Source organism: Fructilactobacillus florum DSM 22689 = JCM 16035 (genome assembly GCF_001436645.1).
Taxonomy (GTDB): domain Bacteria; phylum Bacillota; class Bacilli; order Lactobacillales; family Lactobacillaceae; genus Fructilactobacillus; species Fructilactobacillus florum.
Genome location: NZ_AYZI01000003.1, coordinates 13376 through 35126 on the forward strand (window position 1 = coordinate 13376; position 21751 = coordinate 35126).

The 21751-nt window shown below is 33.6% G+C and carries 19 protein-coding genes; 8 read left to right on the forward strand and 11 right to left on the reverse strand.

From position 1 onward, the window contains the following. Window positions 1–343: 343 nt before the first annotated feature. Window positions 344–658 carry a winged helix-turn-helix transcriptional regulator gene (locus tag FC87_RS01945; RefSeq protein WP_035422004.1) on the reverse strand — a complete coding sequence of 105 codons (315 nt, stop codon included), beginning with the start codon at window positions 656–658 and terminating at the stop codon, window positions 344–346. Between the two features lie 128 nt (window positions 659–786). Between FC87_RS01945 and FC87_RS01950 the strand changes: the two genes are divergently transcribed. From FC87_RS01950 to FC87_RS01980, 7 genes are all read left to right on the forward strand, one after another. After that, entirely contained in the window at window positions 787–1647 is an 861-nt protein-coding gene (locus FC87_RS01950; RefSeq protein WP_056961440.1) for an AvrD family protein, read from the forward strand. Further along, complete coding sequence (locus tag FC87_RS01955) at window positions 1640–2410, forward strand: AAA family ATPase (RefSeq protein ID WP_056961441.1); 771 nt, start codon at window positions 1640–1642, stop codon at window positions 2408–2410. The genes FC87_RS01950 and FC87_RS01955 overlap by 8 nt, the downstream gene beginning before the upstream one ends. A gap of 20 nt (window positions 2411–2430) precedes the next feature. Continuing rightward, window positions 2431–3132: an ABC transporter ATP-binding protein gene (locus FC87_RS01960; protein WP_056961443.1), complete on the forward strand. Its 702-nt coding sequence runs from the start codon at window positions 2431–2433 to the stop codon at window positions 3130–3132. Then, window positions 3129–5423, forward strand: coding sequence for an ABC transporter permease (locus FC87_RS01965; protein ID WP_009166295.1), 2295 nt, complete (start codon window positions 3129–3131; stop codon window positions 5421–5423). The genes FC87_RS01960 and FC87_RS01965 overlap by 4 nt, the downstream gene beginning before the upstream one ends. A 229-nt stretch (window positions 5424–5652) precedes the next feature. Next, entirely contained in the window at window positions 5653–6771 is a 1119-nt protein-coding gene (locus FC87_RS01970) for an alkene reductase (protein ID WP_035422003.1), read from the forward strand. A gap of 607 nt (window positions 6772–7378) precedes the next feature. After that, window positions 7379–8935, forward strand: a complete 1557-nt coding sequence (locus tag FC87_RS01975) for an MFS transporter (protein WP_009166297.1) — start codon at window positions 7379–7381, stop codon at window positions 8933–8935. A gap of 390 nt (window positions 8936–9325) precedes the next feature. After that, window positions 9326–9850 (forward strand): PadR family transcriptional regulator, encoded by a 525-nt coding sequence (locus tag FC87_RS01980; RefSeq protein ID WP_035421679.1) that lies wholly within the window; start codon window positions 9326–9328, stop codon window positions 9848–9850. A gap of 312 nt (window positions 9851–10162) precedes the next feature. Here FC87_RS01980 and FC87_RS01985 read toward each other — a convergent pair whose 3' ends face one another. The 3 genes from FC87_RS01985 to FC87_RS01995 form a co-directional block, all read right to left on the reverse strand. Beyond that, entirely contained in the window at window positions 10163–10375 is a 213-nt protein-coding gene (locus tag FC87_RS01985) for a DUF3923 family protein (RefSeq protein WP_056961446.1), read from the reverse strand. A 542-nt stretch (window positions 10376–10917) separates the two neighbouring features. Further along, a complete protein-coding gene (locus FC87_RS01990; RefSeq protein WP_056961448.1) occupies window positions 10918–11790 on the reverse strand; it encodes a DegV family protein in 873 nt (290 codons plus the stop codon). 21 nt (window positions 11791–11811) lie between these two features. Beyond that, window positions 11812–12225 (reverse strand): MarR family winged helix-turn-helix transcriptional regulator, encoded by a 414-nt coding sequence (locus FC87_RS01995; protein ID WP_054689688.1) that lies wholly within the window; start codon window positions 12223–12225, stop codon window positions 11812–11814. A 130-nt stretch (window positions 12226–12355) separates the two neighbouring features. Here FC87_RS01995 and FC87_RS02000 point away from each other — a divergent pair, with 130 nt between their 5' ends. Next, window positions 12356–14056, forward strand: a complete 1701-nt coding sequence (locus FC87_RS02000; RefSeq protein WP_056961449.1) for an Rqc2 family fibronectin-binding protein — start codon at window positions 12356–12358, stop codon at window positions 14054–14056. Between the two features lie 44 nt (window positions 14057–14100). Here FC87_RS02000 and FC87_RS02005 read toward each other — a convergent pair whose 3' ends face one another. From FC87_RS02005 to FC87_RS02035, 7 genes are read right to left on the reverse strand one after another with little or no spacing between them, the layout of a single operon-like run. Then, window positions 14101–16641, reverse strand: a complete 2541-nt coding sequence (locus FC87_RS02005) for a carbamoyl phosphate synthase preATP-grasp domain-containing protein (RefSeq protein WP_056961451.1) — start codon at window positions 16639–16641, stop codon at window positions 14101–14103. Continuing rightward, window positions 16625–17722 (reverse strand): carbamoyl phosphate synthase small subunit, encoded by a 1098-nt coding sequence (locus FC87_RS02010; RefSeq protein ID WP_054689685.1) that lies wholly within the window; start codon window positions 17720–17722, stop codon window positions 16625–16627. The genes FC87_RS02005 and FC87_RS02010 overlap by 17 nt, the downstream gene beginning before the upstream one ends. A 32-nt stretch (window positions 17723–17754) precedes the next feature. Further along, complete coding sequence (pyrR, locus tag FC87_RS02015; RefSeq protein WP_056961453.1) at window positions 17755–18285, reverse strand: bifunctional pyr operon transcriptional regulator/uracil phosphoribosyltransferase PyrR; 531 nt, start codon at window positions 18283–18285, stop codon at window positions 17755–17757. A 14-nt stretch (window positions 18286–18299) separates the two neighbouring features. Further along, a complete protein-coding gene (locus FC87_RS02020; RefSeq protein WP_054689681.1) occupies window positions 18300–19211 on the reverse strand; it encodes an RluA family pseudouridine synthase in 912 nt (303 codons plus the stop codon). Next, a complete protein-coding gene (gene lspA / locus FC87_RS02025; RefSeq protein WP_082619194.1) occupies window positions 19211–19681 on the reverse strand; it encodes a signal peptidase II in 471 nt (156 codons plus the stop codon). The genes FC87_RS02020 and lspA overlap by 1 nt, the downstream gene beginning before the upstream one ends. Further along, window positions 19668–21326: a formate--tetrahydrofolate ligase gene (locus tag FC87_RS02030; protein WP_054689673.1), complete on the reverse strand. Its 1659-nt coding sequence runs from the start codon at window positions 21324–21326 to the stop codon at window positions 19668–19670. The genes lspA and FC87_RS02030 overlap by 14 nt, the downstream gene beginning before the upstream one ends. 20 nt (window positions 21327–21346) lie before the next feature. After that, window positions 21347–21733: an EbsA family protein gene (locus FC87_RS02035; protein ID WP_054689668.1), complete on the reverse strand. Its 387-nt coding sequence runs from the start codon at window positions 21731–21733 to the stop codon at window positions 21347–21349. Window positions 21734–21751: the final 18 nt, after the last annotated feature.

Here is a 21751-nt window from a genome sequence, read left to right on the forward strand (position 1 = left end):
GGGCTCAGTAGAAATGGATAAATCTTGATTTATTATAAAGACAATTCATAACATTCAAGAGAAGCACTCAAATTACTTAATGTTTCTGCTCTATCATTAACTCTCTTAAAATTAGAAGGGGTTTTTAACAGATAAAGTATATATGAGATAGAAAATAGATTGAAACAAACTAAAAATATCCCAATTTTTAAGATGGATCTAAAAATTAAAATAGTTTTTAAAAGCTTATTCTGATATTAAATCAGTATAAGTCTTTTTTTATTTGAATTAGTACTAAAAAGTACCCAATAAAAATTAGATTTTTATCTAGCTTTCATTGGGTACTCTAAATTATTAAATTTTTTTACTTATAATCTTCAGACCACTTTTTCATAGACATTAGAATCGGTGCAAGATCTTTTCCTTTTTTAGTTAAATCATAAGCAACAGTTGGTGGATTTGTATCATATACTGTTCTATTTATTATTCCATTTTTTTCAAGCATTTTTAACCTAGTGGATAAGGTTCTTGTACTAATTCCAGGCAAAGATCTTGTTATCCCGCCATAATGGTTATTTTTATTATATATTTCCCAAAGCACATATGATGTCCATTTACCGCTAATTATATCAACAACTGGCTGAATTGGACATTCTTCTAAGCTATTTTCTTCAAGCATTTCATCGACTCCTTTTTTACTTTTATATACATACTTTAAAAAATTACCCTACTTTTTTTTTAAAAGTATACCATTTATTATACAAATAACCACAATTTATTATATAAATAACCACAAAAGGAGAAAAGATGGATAATTATTCAATTGACGCTTTATTAGGAAATTTCAAAAATAGATATTTTGGAAATGGTTACAAGAAAATATTTCATGATGTAAAGTTAATTGATTCTAAAGATGGAATTCACTGGTTAGCAAATATTAGTATTTCTAAGTACATTAACTGGTCAATAAAAAATAAAATTTCACAGATTCAACACGTTAGTAGCATTGATTCCATAGTTATTACTCAAAAAGTATTTAATCGTATTTTATCTAAAATAGGAAACAATTACGAAAATTATGTGTTAACTGATTTTGATATTAAAACTGGAACAAGTCCAATTGAAAATATTGAAGAAATAAGCGCTAATTTTATTCTTGAAATAAAGGAAGATAAATATTTACTTAGCGGTCTTATTGGAAATATGAGAATTAAGAGTGAATTTGAAAAATGTTTTGAAAACTGTAAAAATACTTTTTATAAATATAAGAATATAAATAATAAAATTAATGAAATTAGTTTTAAAAAAAACAATTCTTTAATTTGTAACTATGAACCTGAATCTAATATTAATATTTCGGTTTATCTAGTTTCATGGATAATTGTTTTTGCTCAATTAGGTGAAGTTTTAGCTTTCAATGTTGCTAATGTTTCCAGAGAAGAGTCTGAAAACTTTTGGGTTAGAAAATTACATTTGCATTTAAATAAAACAAAATCACTTAAATCTAATCATAATGATAAATTGAAAGTAAAAATTGTTAAAAATAGAAAGATAAAAAAAACTGATGGAATTTGGCATACTTTTGAGATGGTTGGAGATGATGAATTAAGTTTAGTTGATGTAAGAGCAAAAACAGCGTTAAAAGTAAGGAGAATTACTAATGTATAAAAGACATATTGTTATTTCTGGAACTTATTCAACTGGAAAAACAACGACTACAACCGCATTATCAATAGCTACTGGTATTCCTATGATTAATGCACTATCTGCACGGGAAATTCTTACATCTTTATATCCTGGATTGAGATTTCAAGATATGAATATGAAAGAATTAATTGCATTAGGATTATATAGATTTAAAGAGCGTATAAAAGCTGAGGAAAATTTAATTACAAAAAATAGTGATTTTATATCAGATGGATCTGTTCTAAATGAATGGATTTACGGTACTGTAAGAACAAAAATTGGTATTAATCCAGGATCGCCATTGTATCAACAAGCTATCAAATTTATTCTTGGTATCAATGCAAATAGATTCATGAAAAAATACTTAAATGGCTATGGAACTGTTGTTAATCAGTATGCAAAAAATATGTATACAGAAATAATTCATTTGCCTATTGAATTTAAAATGCATCCCGATGGACATAGACCAGTTTCTGAAAGATATAGAAGATTATCTGATAAAGAGATTTATATAGCATATAAAAGAATGAATATACCCATGCATGTTATAAGTGGTACACAAGAAGAAAGAATTAATAAAATAATTATATTATTAAATCTTCCTCAAGTTGTAGCTACTAAACAAGCATTAATTGAAGCCAATAAAAAAATTAAAAAAAGTAGAGAGATGGTATCTCAAAAAATAATTGATCAATACCAAAAGCCAACGATATCTGAAAAAATTAAAATAATATCACGTTTCTAATTAAATGGAGGAAGATACATATGCTTAGTTTGAAAAATGTAAGTAAAATTTATCAAAATGGTTCAGAAGTAACTCATGCTTTAAATGATGTGAGTTTTGATATTGAACCCAATAAAGTAACAGTTATTTTAGGACCAAGCGGTTCTGGAAAAAGTACAACTTTAAATATTTTAGGTGGAATGGATCGTCCAACAAGTGGAACAGTTTCATATAATGGAAATTTAATTAATACAGAATCTGATGGTCAATTAACCAATTATCGTAGAGATATCGTTGGCTTTGTTTTTCAATTTTATAACTTAATTTCAAACCTTACCGTTTCTGAAAATGTTGCTATTTCGGCTCAACTAAAGGGTAATAAATATCAAAAAATGACTGAAAAATATCTGGATAAAGTTGGACTTTCAAAACGTAAAAACAATTTTCCTGATCAATTATCTGGTGGAGAAATGCAACGAGTATCGATTGCTCGCGCTTTGGCTAAGAGTCCAAAAGTATTACTTTGTGATGAACCTACTGGGGCACTTGATACTGAAACTTCCCAAAGAGTATTCAAAATTTTGAAAAGTAGTAAAAATCAAGATACGGCCGTAGTGATTGTTACTCATAATCCATTAGTTGCTCCAATTGCAGATCGTGTAATTCACATTAAAGATGGTCATTTAGACAAAATTATTAATAATCCAAGTCCACTTGAAGTTGAGGAGGTTGATTGGGGATGAACTTTTTATTTAAAAAATTAATTCGAACAGTTTTTAAAAATTGGACTCAATTTTTCTCTGTTTTTTTGATGGCTTTTCTAAGTATTTTATTCTATACCGGACTTGAAGGTACTTGGAACGGAATGAAACAAAATATTAATCAATATTCTGTTCAAACCCAGTTAGCAACAGCAACGTTACAATCAACTGGAATTAGTGAAAATGAATTAAATCAAATTCGTAAATTGCCTGATGTTTCTAAGGTATCCGCAAAAACCGAGATTAATACCACTACGAACTTGAATGGGAGTAAAAGATACTTAACAATCGATACACCAGGTACGCAACAACTTTCAAAAACCATGCAAACTAATGGACATAAGATTGATGTAAATCATGAAGGAATATATTTGAATCAAAAGTTTGCTAATAAGAATGGTTTGAAAAAAGGGAATAACATTACTGTAAAATTTAATAATCAATTGGTTAAATTAAAAATTGTTGGAATGGTTAATTCACCGGATAAAATGTATTACACCGGATCTAATGATTTTATTTCACCTCAGGAACAAAATTATGGTTATGGATTTGTCAGTGAAAAAACTTTAGCAGACCAATTTAAAGTCCCCATGATAAATAATATGATTGATTTAAAGGATAGTGACAATACTAAAATTGAAAGCCAAATCAGAAAAATTATTGGTAATAAATACATTGCTTTACAAACTCAAAAATCTAACATTGGCATTTCAACCGCTGTAGATCGAGTTGGTCAAATTAGAAATCTATCAATTCTATTTTCAATTATATTTATTTTATTAGCAGTATTAGCAATGTATACCACAATTCGTAAGATTATTGATCAACAACAAAAGGATATGGCAACATTACAATCATTAGGTTATTCTAATACTACTTTGTCACTTTACTATTCAATGTATGGAGCAATTGTTGGTGGAATTGGTGCAGTTGCTGGATTATTAGTAGCACCAGTATTATCAAACTTTGTTATGGAGTCGCAAAAACCAATGTTTTCACTTCCATCTTGGCAAATTTCATATACTAAAGTTCCTTTATATGTAGCATTTTCAGTTATCTTAATTTGTACTATTTCAGCTTTATTTGCAGCACAAGTTAATCAGGGTTTGACTCCAGCACAAGCATTTCGCAAAGGTAGTATTGCTAAGATTAGTAAGCGAGTATCTTTAGAAAGACTTCCTAATTTATGGAATAAAATTCCATTTGGAAATCGATGGTCAATTAGAGATAACCTTGGCAATAAAATTCAAATGTTAATGGGATTAATTGGAGTAGTGGGTGGATTAGCACTCGTTATGACCGGCTTTGGAACTAAGAATTCCATGGATAATCAAGTTAATCAAACCTATGGTCATGAATATAGTTATGCTAAGAAAATTAATTTAACTCATGATGCTAGTCAGTCTGAAATTAATCGTATTGTTAAAAAAACAAATGGGGAAAAAATTGAAGTTGTATATACTAGTTTACAACCAAAAGGTCAATTTGATCGACCATTGACTATTTTAGATTCAGGCTCCAAAGTTAATGTGAAAACTACAAACAATGAAAAGATAAAAGATGGCGGAGTATATTTAGATGAAGGAATTGCTAAGGCTACTAAAGTTAAAAAGAATAGTATTGTTACGCTTAGCCCATCTTTGAGTGATAGAAAATTAAACCTTAAAGTTAAAGGAATTATCAAATCAAATGCACCTCAAGGAATATATATGACTAGGCAAACTTGGAACAATGAAGGAATGAAATTTACTCCAACTTCCGTTTTAACAATCCATAATAAAATTGATGCATCAGTTAAAGACAATTCAGCAGTTAATCAAATCGTTAGTTTAAAGGAACAAAAAAATAATGCCAAAGCAATGGTTAATAATTTGAGTAGTATTTTCTTAATGGTTCAAGTATTTGGAATTTTACTTACAATTGTTATTTTGTATAACTTAGGTTCATTAAGTTTTACCGAACGTTCAAGAAGCTATGCAACTTTAGAAATTTTGGGATTTTCGCGAAATCAAATTCGTAATTTAACAATTATTGAAAATCTTACTATTACTGCAATTGGTTGGATTGTAGGTATTCCATTTGGTTATTGGTTCTTATCAAGATATGTAACCACATTTAATACTAGTCAAATCATTTACTATCCATTTCTTACTAAAGCTAGTTTGATATTATCATCTTTAATTGTTATTGCAGCATCACTTTCAACCGTGGTAATGATAGGAAGTAGATTGAAAAAACTTGATATGATTTCATCTACCAAAGGTATAGAATAAGCATTTTAACAAATGTTTTAAGTTGATAAATTAAATATTGTAAGTATGTTGTTTCATCATTATAATTAACAGGGATTTTATGTAGTTGGACTAATCTATATGGTTAGTCTTTTTTATTATTCTAAAAGTTTTATCGAATTTATAACAAAAAGTAAGCTGTTTTATTTCATAAATATTTACACTATGACACAATAAAGTCACTGATAAAAATTAAGTGAAGGAGTTTTTTATGATAGATAATAAATTATGGGAACCATTTAGACTGAAAAAAACAATCCTTTCCAATAGATTGGTAATGGCTCCATTGACACGAAGTAGAGGTAATGCAGATGGAACTGTTGGTGATTTTGCATCGATTTATTACGCACAACGTGCAACAATGGGTTTAATTATATCTGAAGCTACTCATGTATCTTTAAGTGGACAGGGATTTTTAAATGCTCCTGGAATATATTCAGAAAAACAAATGAATTCTTGGAAACCAGTTATTCAAGCGGTTCATTCATTAGGTGGACATATGTTTATGCAATTGATTCATAATGGTAGAATGGTTCATCCAGCTAATACAATTGATAATCATATTGGTTTAGCTCCATCTGCAATTGCTCCAGAAAATTCAACTGCCCATACGGTTGAAGGTCGTAAACCGTATCCGATCCCAATTCCGATGACAATTTCTGATATTAACACTGTAATTAATGATTTTTCACATTCAGCAAAAATGTCTATTTTAGCCGGAGCTGATGGTGTTGAAGTCCATGGGGCAAATGGATATTTACTTCATCAGTTTATGGGTGTAAATTCTAATGTTCGAACTGATGAATATGGAGGAAATATAGAAAATCGTGCTAGGTTATCATTAGAAGTTGTTAAAAAAACTTGCGATGAAATCGGTTCACAAAGAGTTGGATTTAGAATATCTCCCCACGGACCTAAAGATTTATCAATTGATGAGGGGAAACAAATAAAAGAATTTTATCATTATCTTGTAAATAAGCTTAATAATTTTAATCTTGCCTATCTTCATGTGCTCGATTATGGATTTGAAAATGAAGTTATTAATGATATTGTTGATACTTATAAAGGAACCATTATTTTAAATAAAGCAAATCGCCCATTAGATGAATTAACTGAACCATTAGAATCTAAAAAGGCTGATCTAATTGCAGTGGGTCACTGGGCAATTTCAAATCCTGATTTAGTATATAGATTACAAAACAATAAAGAATTAAATAAATTAAATTATAATACCTTGTATGGTGGAGGAAATGTTGGTAATTTAGCCATGCCAACTGAAGGTTATATTGATTACCCAACAATTGAAGACATTGATGTAAAAAACATTTAAATTTTTGAATAATTAATAAATAGTTTAAAATAAAATATTCAATATAATATGTTAACATTGTTTCGCATTTGCTTAAAAATTATATAACTAGTAAGGGAGCTATCAATCGATAGCTCTTTTTTTATTTATCCTAGAATAACAAACGTAGAATAACAAACGTATAAATATCGAAACTTTGCTGGATTTAAACTAGATAATATATATTCATGTAATGAGTTTAAACATTTCATTAAACGAAAACACATTAAATAAATTAAGAGTCTATCAACAGAAGAAGAATGTGCAAAATAATTGATTTATTTATTAGGAGCTAAGAATTAGCAGGACTCATCTACAAAATAAATAAAAAATTAGGCAATTAGTATAATTAAAAATGATATATAGTTACATAACAAAAAATATGTAATGTACTTTTTTATATTGAAAATCATTTCTAATAATGATGCATGTTGATTGGTTTGTATAAGTTTATAACCTATAAAATTGGATATATTAGCGAACTTTTTTGTTAGATTTTTCGTTCAAATAATATTTTTATTTTTAATATGGTTTAAATTCATATTAATTATGTTAATATAATTTAAAATAATATTGTTAGGAGTATTTTATGAATCAAAGAATTTTAAAACATATAATATTCATGTTTGGAATTTTCATATGTATGTTAGATACAACTGTTATGAATGTTGCTTTACCATCAATAGCAACAGATTTTAATGCAAGTTTAAATACTCTTTCTTGGGCATTAAATATTTATACAATTTTATTTGCTGCATTAACTATTCCTTTAACCAGAATTTCTGAGAGAATTGGTGAATATAAATGTTATATAATTGGTTTAATTTTATTCGGATTAGGCTCCTTATTTTCTGGAATTTCTGGTGATACAAACTTATTAGTAGGCAGTAGAGCCATTCAAAGTATCGGCGCAGCCATAGTGTTCCCACTATCAATGACCTTAGGCATTAAACTCGTAGGAAATGGAGATCGTACAGCTGTAATCGCAAGTCTTGGTGTAACGCAAGGTCTTGCAGCAGCTTTGGGTCCAATTATTGGAGGTATAATTACAAATTACTTTTCTTGGAGATGGATCTTCTTTATTAATGTACCAATAATTCTTATTATGATTTTATTTGGTTTTATTTTATTTAACTTTGATGATGAAAATAAAACTAAGGGATCCTTTGATTTTATTGGATCATTTTTAAGTATACTATTTCTAGTATCATTGACTCTAGGATTGCTTAAAGGACGAAACTGGGGTTGGGATTCACATCAGACCATCATTACTTTTTCTACTTTCTTATTAGCATTTATTTTGTTTATATATACTGAAACAAAGATAAATACGCCTATGATTCCAATGGAATTATTTAAAAATCATCAATTCATAGGGGCATCAATAGTTATTGTTATAAGTAATTTATTTTTAGTTGCTGTAACTGTTATTTTGCCAACATATTATTCAACTGTAAAAAATTATAATGCTTTAAAAGCATCATTAATGTTAGTACCAATTACTCTGATGATATTTATCATGGCTCCATTATCGGGTTTTGCATTAAAAAAAACAGGAGCAAAATTTTTAATTAGTATTGGTTTTATTTTAATGATTATTGGATATTATGGATTTTCAACTAAAGGATTAGATTCATTTAAATTAGCAATTTTATTTGGTTTTCTTATTGGTGCAGGATACGGTTTAATTACAGGTCCTATAACTATTATTGCAGCATCTGATTTTAAAGGTAATTTGCTGAATTCATCTCAAAGTGTTGCTGGAGTGTTAAGACAAGTCGGTGCTGTACTAGCCGTAGCAATTTTTGTTACATGCTTATATGGTAATTTAGGCCAAGCTCAAAACAAATCAATGAATTATGCAAATAATACTATTTCAAAAATAAATTTGCCCGGTTTTATGAAAGATAAAATTATAAATGATACAGATAAAGCAATAAAAAATCGTAATTCTAATGATACAAAAAAAGTGAACACAGGAATTAGTGTAATTGATAATCAATTAACTTTAAGTTTGCGTAATATAAAGTCTGAAACTAAGAAAAATTATATTTTTGCATTTAAAAAGTTGTATAAAGACGCTCTCCCATTTATGTTGCTATCAATTTTATCGATTACTCTATTTGATAAAAAAAGAAAGGATTAGGTAAATGACAGTTGTTATCACAAAATTTTCAACTACATCTTCATTAGGTGAAAATTTTGATGAAATAAATAAGAAGGTATTAAATTATAATTCAGGTATTTCAAAGATAGATTATTTTAAAACCGGATGAATATAGTAACATTGGATTACCATTTGGAATATAAATAAAAAAATAATAGGGTCACTTAAGGAAGTTGTGGCAAAAATATTTGGTATTGGGCTTACTTGCGGGATTAATTCTATTTTTCTTTATAATTTTAGTCTTAATACTGATAAAATAGAAGTTGTCTATAATAGACGTTGTATAGGGTAAATTTTAAATTAATAAAAATATTATCAAGCTAGATCGTTAATTATTTATGATGTTAGGAAAATAGGTGTACATTAGTTTTGAAAGGAAAAGATATTATATTAGGACTTCTCAAAACAAGAGGTCCATTAACAGGATATGAAATAAATGAAATTTTACAAGATCAGTTAAACCATTTTTATGTAGGAAGTTACGGAATGATTTATCCAACTCTAAAAAAATTAGAAAACTCAGGTTTTGTAAAAAAGGAAAAGGTAAGTCAAGATGATAAGCCAAATAAAAATGTTTTTTCAATACTATCTTTAGGCGAAAAAGAATTTAATAAATCACTATATAAACCATTACAAGACGATGAATTTAAATCTGATTTTTTAATTAAAATATATTTTGGAAATCAATTTTCAAAAAGTGAATTTATTAATCTAATTAAAAATGAAATACGAATAAAAAAAGAAAATCTTAGATTGTTAGAAGATAATTTGGAAAAATGGAAGAACAACGGAATGAATGATAATCATAAGTTTACATATGACTATGGAATTATTTATTACGGATCCATTATTAGATTTTTGGAAAATAAATTGAAACAAGCTGAAAATATATGAGTTTTAAAAATGGAACTAAGAGATAAAAACATTACGTAAAACTAATGCGAATGGTAAACTTATACATTAGACCTTGATAAATGTCGTCGTATTACAACTTCGTATAATACATATTATGTAAAGTAAAATTTATTTTTATGTTCTTCAAAGCTTTTAATTATTTTTGTATATTCTTCTTTTGATTTATCCTCTAATTAATTTTTCCAGATTCAATATCTCTTTCGGCTTTTTCTATTAATTTTATATAAGAATCAATCATACTATTACGAATTTCATTAATTGTTATTTTCTCAGTAGTTGTAATTATTTATATTATTTTTTAGTTTTCTTTAGTAATATAAACCATATAAATTGTACTATAAATAAAAATGCAAATGGAATATCTAAAATACACCAATTAATTAATTTTATTTCTTGTGTTTGAATTGTTCCAGAACCATCAGTGCTTCTAATAAATATAAAAATTGAAAGTGTTATAAATATTAATAATTCAATTATTGACACAATTTTCCATGATTTTTTCATAGATTAATCTCCAGTTTAATGTATTAGCAAAGATATAAAAATGTTAAGCTCCATACCCATGGTGTCCTTTAGGGCCACATAGAGCAATGCTGTAGGAAGTAGATACGCTCAATTTCTAATGAGCTGTCGCCCTGCGCTTCGCTTTGATTTTCACCTGTGTTCAACTTTAAATAACCAACAAGCTTATTATGAACTAAACATAAATAAAATGTTGAATTTACTTGGTTTAGTTCTTTGGATAGCTTTTTTTGAGAACATGCATTTTCTAGATACTCATTCAAATCATCTTCCGTGTTGGCACCGGAAAAAGTTTCTGTAAAAGTTTTACGACTAATACTGATTAGGTCATTTAAATCATCGAGAGATGACTTTCGAATAACAATACTTGTCCATCTGTCTCCCTACCGCCAATCGTTGTTAAGCTATTAAAAGTTAGTATAACAAAACCTTGGTACCTTATATTGCTTGGTGACTGTTATAGATCACCAGCTGACATCTCGCGACGATCATTGCTGTTTTGGTTACAATCAATTTCAGCTCAACTAGTCATGTATTTGATCAATATCTTGCATCCAACCTAACGCCATTGCTCTTTCACCTAAATGTGTCCCAATCGTTGGACCGAGGTAACTTTGTACAACCGTTTGATTTGGCGCAATTCTTTTGAAATTTTTTACCCATTCTTTATTAGCTTTGGGATCGTTAGCATCCATAATGAATGCTTTAAGCGGATAATCACAGTGCTCAATCTTAGCTTGAAATAATTCAAGTACTCGTTTATTTGCTCGTTTCATTGTTCGAACTTTATCAAAGGCAATGATTTGATCGCTAGTTTTATCAAAGGTTAATAAGGGCTTAATGTTTAATAATCCCCCGATAAATGCAGATGAATTTGAAAGACGCCCGCCCTTAACAAGGTTTTTAAGATCATCTACCACAAACAATTCATCGATTGTTGAACGAAGATTAGTAAGCTTAGCGATGATTGTGTCAGGATCAATATTTCGCTCGGCTAAGGTAGCTGCATAACGTACTAGTTCTCCCATTAGTGCCACGGTAATCTGGGAATCAAACGGAATGACACGAATATCTGAAACCATGTTGGAAATTTGAACCACTTGTTGATACAAACCAGAAATCGTTGCTGCTAGATGAATACTAATAACGTTATCATAGCCTTCTTCAGCGAGCCGATTATACAAATTAATTAATTCTCCAATTGGAGGCTGAGAAGTTGATGGTAAGGTGGTGCTTGCTTCTAGTTTTTCATAAAATTGTTTATTGGTTAAATTAACGCCCTCTTCAAAACTTTCGTCCGAAAAGATAATTTGGATGGGAATTACTTTAATGTTATGCTTTTTAATTTCTTTCATCGGCAGGTAAGTAGAACTATCAGTAACAATTGCTGTTTTCAAAATTTTTCCTTTCTTTGATTACTACGTATTCTTTAAACTATTTTCTAGACGATTTAATAATATTTTTAATAAATTTTGTTCTTCGGTACTCCATTGATCAAAAAGTTTTCGCTCAAATTTATCGTAATTTTGCGAAATTATCTGACAAGCATCGGTCCCCTGATCAGCTACAGAATAAATTAATTGGCGTTTATCTTTACCAACTGATTGTTTGTGAATTACACCCTTTTCTAACAAGCGTTTTAATTGGCGTGAAAGTGTTGAAGTGTCAAGAGTAGTTGTCTGAGCAAGTTTTTCCTGCGTATTAATGCCGTCACTAATTGCCAATAACAATGACCACTCAGAAACAGTCAGTTGACCGGTTTTAGTAATCGATAATAAATGTTGTTGGTATCGTTTGCTTACGTTTTGTAACACCTTTAAACTACTTTTCATCAGTCCAGCCTCCAAGCATAATTATAACATTAATTGCCTGTTACAAAATCACGTAAACTTAACATATTATACCAGTTTTAATCATAATCAGTTATACTAAAATTATGAGAAATTAAACGGAGGTTCCTTTATGACATTTGATGGTTCTTTTACCCATGCCATGGTTCACCAGTTAACACCGCAGTTAACTGGTGGCCGGGTTACTAAAATTAGTGAACCGTATCCCAACGAGGTAATGCTCATTATTCGTGCTAACCACACTAATTACCAGGTACTCCTTTCAGCTAACCCAAATTTTGCAAGACTACAACTGACCAATCAATCTTTCACCAATCCCCCAGTTCCTAGTAATTTCACTATGACTCTAAGAAAACACTTGCAAGGCAGTTTTCTAAAAGAAATGCATCAAGTTGAAAATGATCGAGTCGTTCATTTTCATGTCACCACTCGTAATGAAATTGGGGATGAGACCCAGCTGGTACTAGTACTTGAAATCATGGCGCGTCATAGCAATATCATTTTAGTTGAAGCACATAACCGTAATATTATTGACGCTGTTAAGCGAATTGGTGCTGATAAAAATCGTTATCGAACATTGTTACCAGGGGTGAAATATCTCAATCCGCCCCAGCAGGATCGGATTAATCCGTTCACCATGACTAATCTAGAACTAATTCGTAAACTAGTGCATAATTTCCCAGCGGTAAATGTCTTAGCTGAACAATTACAGACAAATCTCCAAGGACTTAGCTATGAAACGGCGCTTAGTCTAGCGGAAACTATCCACAATCCAAATTTAGAAGTTAACACTGCGGTTACTAATTTCTTTGCAAATTTTGATAATCCAAAACCAGTTATCATAAAAACAAGCAGTGATCGATTAGACTATGCGGCTTTTCCATCACCTGATAATCAGGTAGTGACAAGTTACGACACGTTAAGTTCCTTGTTGGATAATTTTTATCAAAAACAAGCTGAGCGTGAACGCGTGCGTGAGTTAGGATCCAGTTTATTCCAAGTCACGCGGACAGAACTTAAAAAAAATCGGCGAAAACTTAAAAAACTCAAGAAAACACGTGAACAGGCTCAAACCGCAAATGATGATCGAATTTGTGGTGAATTGTTGATGACCTATTTAAATAAGGTTCCCGCTGGAGCCACTAGCGTTAGGCTCCCCAATTTTTATGATGAAAATCAACTATTAACGATTAGTTTGCAACCAGATCGATCAGCAAATGGTAATGCGCAACACTATTTTAAGCAGTATCAAAAAAAGAAAAACTCACTTCAATACGTTACTACCCAGATTGAAAATACCAAAACTGAAATTGATTACTTTGAAAACCTCACGAGTCAGTTAGAACTTGCAACTCCCACAGATTTGGTTGACATTAAAACTGAATTGACAAACGCTGGCTATCTTCATTCCAAGCAAAAACATTCCCGCGCTCGAACTAAAATTAGTCAGCCAGAAAAATTCATGGCTCCGGATGGAACGCTCATTTTAGTTGGGAAAAACAACTTCCAAAATGATCAACTAACTCTAAAAACCGCCGACAAACGTGATTATTGGTTACATGCCCAACAAATTCATGGCTCCCATGTCATTATCAAGTCGGCTAACCCCAACCCAGAAACTTTAAAAGCAGCGGCTACCCTAGCTGCTTATTTCTCTAAAGCACGTGCATCTGCTAACGTCCCTGTCGACTTTACCCAAGTCAAACACGTTAAAAAGCCTCGTGGTGGGAAACCTGGTTTTGTTCACTATACCGACCAAAAAACCATTTTTGTCACACCCACCCCTGCTGCAGTTACAGCATTACGATCCTAAAAAATACATCCAATAGTTATTAATAACTATTGGATGTATTTTTTTTAAAATGTTTCTGTTTCATTATCAACCGCTAACCAAGCTCCAATTTCGAAATTACGGCGTTGTAAATCTTTACTGATTCCTAATTCACGAAACGGAAAAACGACCTGCATTTTTAAAGGATGCAGTTTAAATTGATCACTATTAATAATTTGACTTACATCGCTTATGTCAAAATGACTGGTATACATCTGCATTAATAATCTAATCCAATTAACTCCTGTAGCATGGTTCAAAAAAATCGTTTCCGTAATTCTTAGTGGTGTAATGCCACTGAGTTCATAATTATTAGCACTATTTTTATGAAAAACAACTTGGATTAGACCGGTCAACTTGGTTTTTTGGACTGCTGCAACTGCTGTGTTAGTCAACTGAGCCAGTTCTGGAGTTTGCGCCGGAACGTAGTAGTCGGTTTGTTCTTCCAAGCCGTGCTTATTACAATCAGTTCGGCACCGAAATCCAACCGTGGCAATGGGGACTACGTCAGCTTTAGTTACCAACAAATCAACGTCCACCTCGCCATCAGGAACTTGCCATTCTCCAGTATTCTGATCAGGTGGTATGATAATTAATTTGAAAGAATGCTTCATCTTCTGCAATGCTCGAATTAAATAGTGGCGATTTCCGGGAAGAAATACGTAGGCGGGTTTTTCAATTGCGATAATAGCCTGAATTTCTCCTAGTTGAATCGGTTCCACGTACTGGCGATCACTCAATTCTGAAATTAGCGATACGGAGTTGGGATTGTTGTTTAAAATAATCGTTTTGATACCTAATTTTCGGAGCTGAATTAACATCTCTGCGGTATAAGTATCAGAGGCTGTATTGGGTCCTAAATGATTGCGACCTTTTCCAATAATTAGCGCACTATTACTACTTAATTGCGAAACCTCTGAATTTAAACCGTACGTACTGTAAAAAGCTGGCAGTCTTTCTGATAATTCTCCCGCCGTGGGTTCAATCATTTTATATGTTTTGGGACTAGGTAATTCTTCTTGTAGATTTTGTACTGATTCATTACTAGTGTTCCAAAAATTACAAAACATTCCATTTCCAAAGCCATATCGATTTCCCTCGGCAAGTGCTTCTGGACGTAGTTGATTTTTACGCACAAATTGAATGACATTCAAAATGTTTTTCATAATCTCAAAAAGTGCTGGATTAATCTTAGTTAGCTCACTCAAATCGGGCAATGAGTAACCCCGATTAATTGCTTCATATAGAATTAACAGTTGTTTATCAGTCGGGTGCAATAATTGTTGGATAATTTCATCTTCACTTAATTCTGAATAGCTAGGTAGTACGTCTTTAGGACTAGGCTGGGAACTACGTAAAGCATGCATAAAAGCTGCTTCAAAGTTCGAACCAATGCCCATGGCTGCTCCAGTTGCCTTAGCTCGCCCTCCTAATTCAGGATTTGCCATTGTAAGATAGTCAAATGACCAAATTGGAATTTTAACCGTGATATGATCATACACAGGTTGTAACAGTGGCGTTAGTCGATGATAGGTCGCCGGCAATTGCATTACATCTAAATCCTGATCAGCCAAGATATTAGCAACAACCATTGCTAAGGGATAACCACTAGCATGCGTTACTAAAGCCGTCGCACTGTTGAAAAAAGGATTTACTTTAAAGACATAAGGGGTTTTCGTTGTTTGCTCAATCGCAAACTGAATGTGGCAAACCCCTTCAATACCTAAACAATCTAACAATCGAAAGGTTAGCGCCCGCAATTGCTGAATTTGATTAGCGGTCAAAGTCTGCGCAGGTACAAAAATTACAGAGTCAGTTGCATTAACTTTGATGGGATTCAAATCCTCCAAGGAAGACACAATGAGCTTATTACCGTGGCGATCACGCACCGCCACAATTCCAACTTCTTGATAATCACCAACAGATTGCGCTAGGGTTAATTGGTGAACTGGAGATTGCTGAAAGAGATCTTCAACGTTGTTATTTAATTCTTCCATATTTTGAAAAACGTGGCGATGCTGCAGGTTCTTAGGAGCATCAACTGCTTTAATCGTAATTGGAAAATTGAGTTTGGTGAGCGTAGCTCGTAATTCAGAAAAATTAGAAACAAAAGTTGAGGAAACTACCGGAATCTGATTGTTGATTAATCGTTCAGCAATCACGGTGTTGGCATGCTGATTAGCAGTTTCAGTGCCAAACAAAGCAAGATTGTTTTTGTGTAAGCCAACTAACTTTACATTTAATTCGGCAAGTACGCCCTTTCTTGCCAAGCGTTGCACAATTTTCAAAGCATTCTTTTGACCAAAGATTGGGGTAATTGCATCAATTCGCTGTTCTTTTAAAACCCTAGTGACACTTTCAGTCGTTGGATTAGCAATAATTCGTTGTTTGGCCGGAAGTTCCGTTAGTAGCAACGAGTAGGCGTTGTCATCAATGACATAACAATCAATACCGAGTTGCTCCCAAACTGCAATGGCTTGATAAGCGGCCGCATCTTGTTCACCCTCATGACCAATGTTAGATGGTCCGCCACCTAGAATGAGAATCCTTTTAAATTCCGAATTCATTATTATTTAATCTCCTTCGAACTAGGATACTTTCGGTAAATTCTGCAAATAAGTCCAGACCACTATCAATGCCACTGGTTCCTTCTGGTGAAAATTGTACCGAAAAAGTTGGATAATCACGGCTTCGCAAACCTTGAATTGAATTATTAATTAGATCAACGAACGTAATAATCAGTCGATTATTATCAATCGACTGGCGCTCAATTTGATATGTTTGCGATTGATCCGCATAGAGAATGTCATTGGTGATAATTTGTCGAATTGGATGGTGATTACCATGGACCCCACTTGCCATTTTCGTAACCGTTGCGCCGTTTGCAATCGCAATTAGTTCGTGCCCCAGACCAATTCCAAACAACGGCAAGCATGGTTGCAGCTTGATAATCGTCTCTAACACCGTATTATCGATTTCTTCTGGTGCTCCCGGTCCCGATGAAATCACAACGCCTTCTGGAGCCAAACTAATAATTCCCTTAAAGTCGGTGTCCCACGGCACCACAATAATGTTGCAGTTTAGTTTTGCTAATTGACGAATAATCGATTCCCGCAGACCTAAATCAATAACAACAATGGTCATTCCACTCCCAGGCACCAGATAAGGTTTGGGGGTTGCAACGGCTTGAATTTGCTGATTACTAAGCACTGCTGCCGTTAGTTGATCAAAAGCATGTTCATCATTTGTATTAACAATACTTGCCTTTTGCACGTGATGACTTTGTACATATTGTCGCAGAGCTCTAGTGTCAATTTTCCAAATTCCTGGAATCTGTCGTTCTCGTAAAAACTCACTCAAATTTTGTGCCTTCAGAGGTGATTGATTAATATCTTCACGTTGATTTACTACGATTCCCTTCGCACTAGTGATGATTGATTCATAATTTTGCGGATTTGTTCCAATATTTCCAATTGACGGTTGGGTAAACATAATAATCTGATTATGGTACACCGGATCAGTAATGGCCTCCTGATAACCGTTTAAATCAGTATTAATGATTAATTCTCCCGTTGTATTCGAGAGATCCCCAAATCCTTCTCCTAAAAACGAAGTACCATCGTCTAAAATTAAGTATCTCTTTTCCAACCTAGCACCTCACCTGATCACAATCCTTGCAACTACGGTTGTTTAATTTCAACTCCATCACGATTATCAATTTCTGAGACCAAGACCTTAATGGTTTCTTGTTTTGAACTAGGAATATTTTTCCCGACAAAATCTGCCCGGATTGGAAGTTCACGATGACCACGATCTACTAACACTGCTAAGTTAATTCGTTTTGGTCGTCCAATCTCATTGATAGCTGCTAGGGCTGCTCGGACAGTTCTCCCCGTGTATAAAACGTCATCAACCAAAATCACATTCTTATTTGTAATATCAACGGTATTTTCAGCGACATTGCCAACTTTACCAACTGATTGCTGATCATCACGATATTTTGTAATATCCAATTTAATCACGGGGACGTCTGTATTTTCTAATTTTTTGAGTCGATTAGCAATTCGATCTGCTAGGTAAACTCCACGGGTTTTAATCCCAATTAGAATCAAATTACCAACACCTTTATTTTTTTCAATAATTTCATAGGTAATTCTAGTTAGAGCTCGTTGCATTGACATACTATCCAAAACTACTTTTTCATCTTGCATAATAATCTCCTTATTTATTGCTGGTAGCGCATTCTGAGGGTTGTTAGTGTTTTTTTGAAAATTGGTGGTACCGGACTGGTAAAATCTAGTTCTTCGCCTGTGACGGGGTGCTTAAAACCTAACTCGCAAGCATGCAGAAATTGTCCATGACCACTAATTGTCTTACGTGGTCCATAAACCGGATCCCCAACTACTGGATGCTGAATAAACTGTAAATGTACTCTTATTTGATGAGTTCTTCCTGTTTCTAGTTGGCATTCGATTAGCGTGTAATCAGAACCAAAGTGCTCCAATACCCGAAAGTGAGTGACTGCTGGACGTCCTCCGGTAACCACCGCTTGCTTTTTGCGATCTGTATGGGAACGTCCTAATGGTGCATCAATTGTTCCCTTCGGTTGTTTGAGATTGCCATGTACAAGTGCTAGATATTTTCTGCGATTGGTTTTTGCTTGCAACTGCTGAGAAAGTGACTCTTGCGCTTGTTTGGTTTTAGCAACCATCAGTAATCCAGAGGTATCTTTATCAATCCGATGTACGATTCCTGGTCGAATTCCACCGTTAATTCCAGGTAATTTTGTATGATACAAGATTGCATTAACCAAAGTATGGTTGGGATGCCCTGGTGCCGGATGCACAACCATTCCTTGGGGCTTATCCACTACTAGTACTTGATCATCTTCGTAAACAATTGCAAGTGGCAACGGTTCTGGTTGAACATCGATTGGTTCTGGGGTTGGGATCTCAATTGAAATCGTTGCCCCGGGCTTGGGTTGGTAATTTGCTTTATGTGACTGTTCACTAACCGTAATTGCTCCCGTTGCAATTAATTGTTGCACGCGTGAACGACTTAGATCCGAAAATTCAGCCGCCACCAGTTTATCTAAGCGGTCTGTTTGAGCTGGAACTTTCATTTCCCGATGGTCCATTACTCTTCTCCTCGTAATATCCCGATCATAATTAACAAAACTCCAAGCGTTAAATAACAATCGGCTAAATTAAAAATTGGAAAGTTGAAAATTTCCAGTTTTAACATATCGGTCACAAAGCCATTTACCAATCGATCAAGAAGATTTCCAACCGTCCCAGTTAACATTAAACTTAGCCCCCAAAAGAGCCAAGCATTATTCCGATTAGTAATTAGAAAATAGCTAAACAATACTAAAGCAATCGCGGCTAGTAACGTAAAAACCCAGGAATGCCCACTTAAAAAACTCCATGCAGCCCCTGTGTTAGCTAGATTAGTTAGCGATAAGATTGGTGGAAGAAACGATCGACTCGTTCCAAGTGGAATTGATTGTGTTACAAATCCCTTCAGTAACTGATCAATTCCTAGCAAAATAAGACTACTGTCCAGAGTAATCCCGTACTTAACTAATTTTTGTTTAGAATAATCCACTAATTTCCCCTTGATCAGTTATTTTCATGTTACTAGCGGCCGGCATGGTCGGTAAGCCGGGCATGGTAATGATCTTACCTGCTTGTGCAACAATGAATCCAGCGCCTAATTTAGGTTCTAGCTTGGTAATATGAATCTCAAAACCAGTTGGAGCCCCCATTTTTTGGGGATCATCGGTTAAAGAATACTGTGTTTTAGAGATGCAGACAGGTAATTTATCCCATCCTCGTTGTTTAATATCAATTAACTGCGAGTGAGCGCTTTCGCTAAAAGTTACCTTTCTTGCCCCGTAACTTCGTTGCGCAATTTTGGTTAATTTAAGTTCTAATGAGTCTTGTGGCTTGTAGGTTCGATGAAAATCTGCAGTTTGATCGCAGGCTTTTTGAACCAGTTTGCCTAATTCAAGGGCCCCCGCACCTCCATTTTGAAAAGTAGTAGTAAGTGCGTGGGGAACATGACGTTTTTGTAAATGCTGTTCAAGTAGAGCAAGCTCTGCATCCGTGTCGCTGGAAAATTGATTAATGGCCACGATAACTGGTTTTCCATAAGCTTCCATCGCCTGTACATGCCGATCTAAGTTTGCAACCCCTTGTCGCAACGCCGGCATATTTTCTTGATCCAAAGTAGATTCTGCTTGATTCCCATTTAGTTTCAGGGAACGAACAGATGCTACCACTACCACCGCATCGGGGGTCTTTTGTAATTGTGGCGTGACTAGATCCATGAACTTCTGTCCGCCTAAATCAGCTCCAAAGCCGGCTTCTGTTAGAGTATAGTCAGCAGTTTTAAGCCCTAACTTCGTTGCCAAAATACTATTGCATCCCATCGCAATATTGGCAAACGGCCCCCCATGAACGATTGCTGGCGTTCCTGCTAGCGTTTGAACTAAGTTTGGTTGCAACGCATCTTTTAAAATAATGGTTAATGCATCTTGAACCCCAAGATCGCTAACTAGAACTGGTTCGTGCTTTTGATTATACCCAATCAAAATCTGTCCTAGCCGATGCTTTAAGTCCGCTAAATTAGCAGCTAGACACAAAATTGCCATGATTTCACTTGCAGCTGTAATACTAAAAGAGCTGTTAGCGGGTTGCTGCTCACGCAGTTTTCCTCGTTGCAGCTGAATTCGACGTAATCCTCGATCATTAACATCCTCTACTCGATTCCAGACAATGTTATCGGGATCAAGATTGAGCGGGTTGCCATGAAAAATAGAGTTATCGATCAAGGCTGCCAGTGTATTGTGAGCCTCTGTAATGGCATGTAAATCACCCGTAAAATTAAGGTTAATTTCAATCATGGGTTCAATTTGGGAATAACCACCGCCAGCAGCCCCGCCCTTCATGCCGAAAACCGGTCCCATGGAAGGTTCACGAATAGCAATAGCCGTCCGCTGTCCTAGCTTTGTGAGCGCATCACCCAGTCCAATTAATACGGTCGACTTGCCCTCTCCAGCCTTAGTTGGATTGGTGGCCGTCACCAGGACTAATTTTTGTTTTGTCTCTTGATCAGGAACTTGATTACTGATCTTTGCAATCTGATTTCCATAAGCAGACTGGGCGGATGAAGGAATATTTAGTTTTGCTGCGATCTTACTAATCGGCTCTAAGCGAGCTTCTTGAGATATTTCAGCATCTGTTTTCATTGCTACGCCCTTCCTTTTAACTATTTACGACCAATTAATTCAGTAAACTCAATTACAGAATTAGTTGGTAACAACAAGGTATAGGTTTTTTTGTCGGTTTCAAACCGGACCGTATTTCGTTTAGCAGAAACATGATGAATACCACTAATTTTAATCTTTTTTCCAAAGGGATTCAAAACCCGATGGATTTCAATCTCATCTTTAGTGATGTAAATTCTACGAAAATAAATCTGTAGCCAGCATAATAATAAAAACAATCCCAAAAATGCCAGAGTGATATTTTGAAAGTGAGTGATCTCTAACCAAATGATGATTCCCACAAATAATACTATCAAAGTCCAACTCCAGTAGATACAGCTAGTTAATAGTTGTGGCTGATATAAAAACTTTCTCTTTTGCGTTACCATAATAATCTAATCCACCTT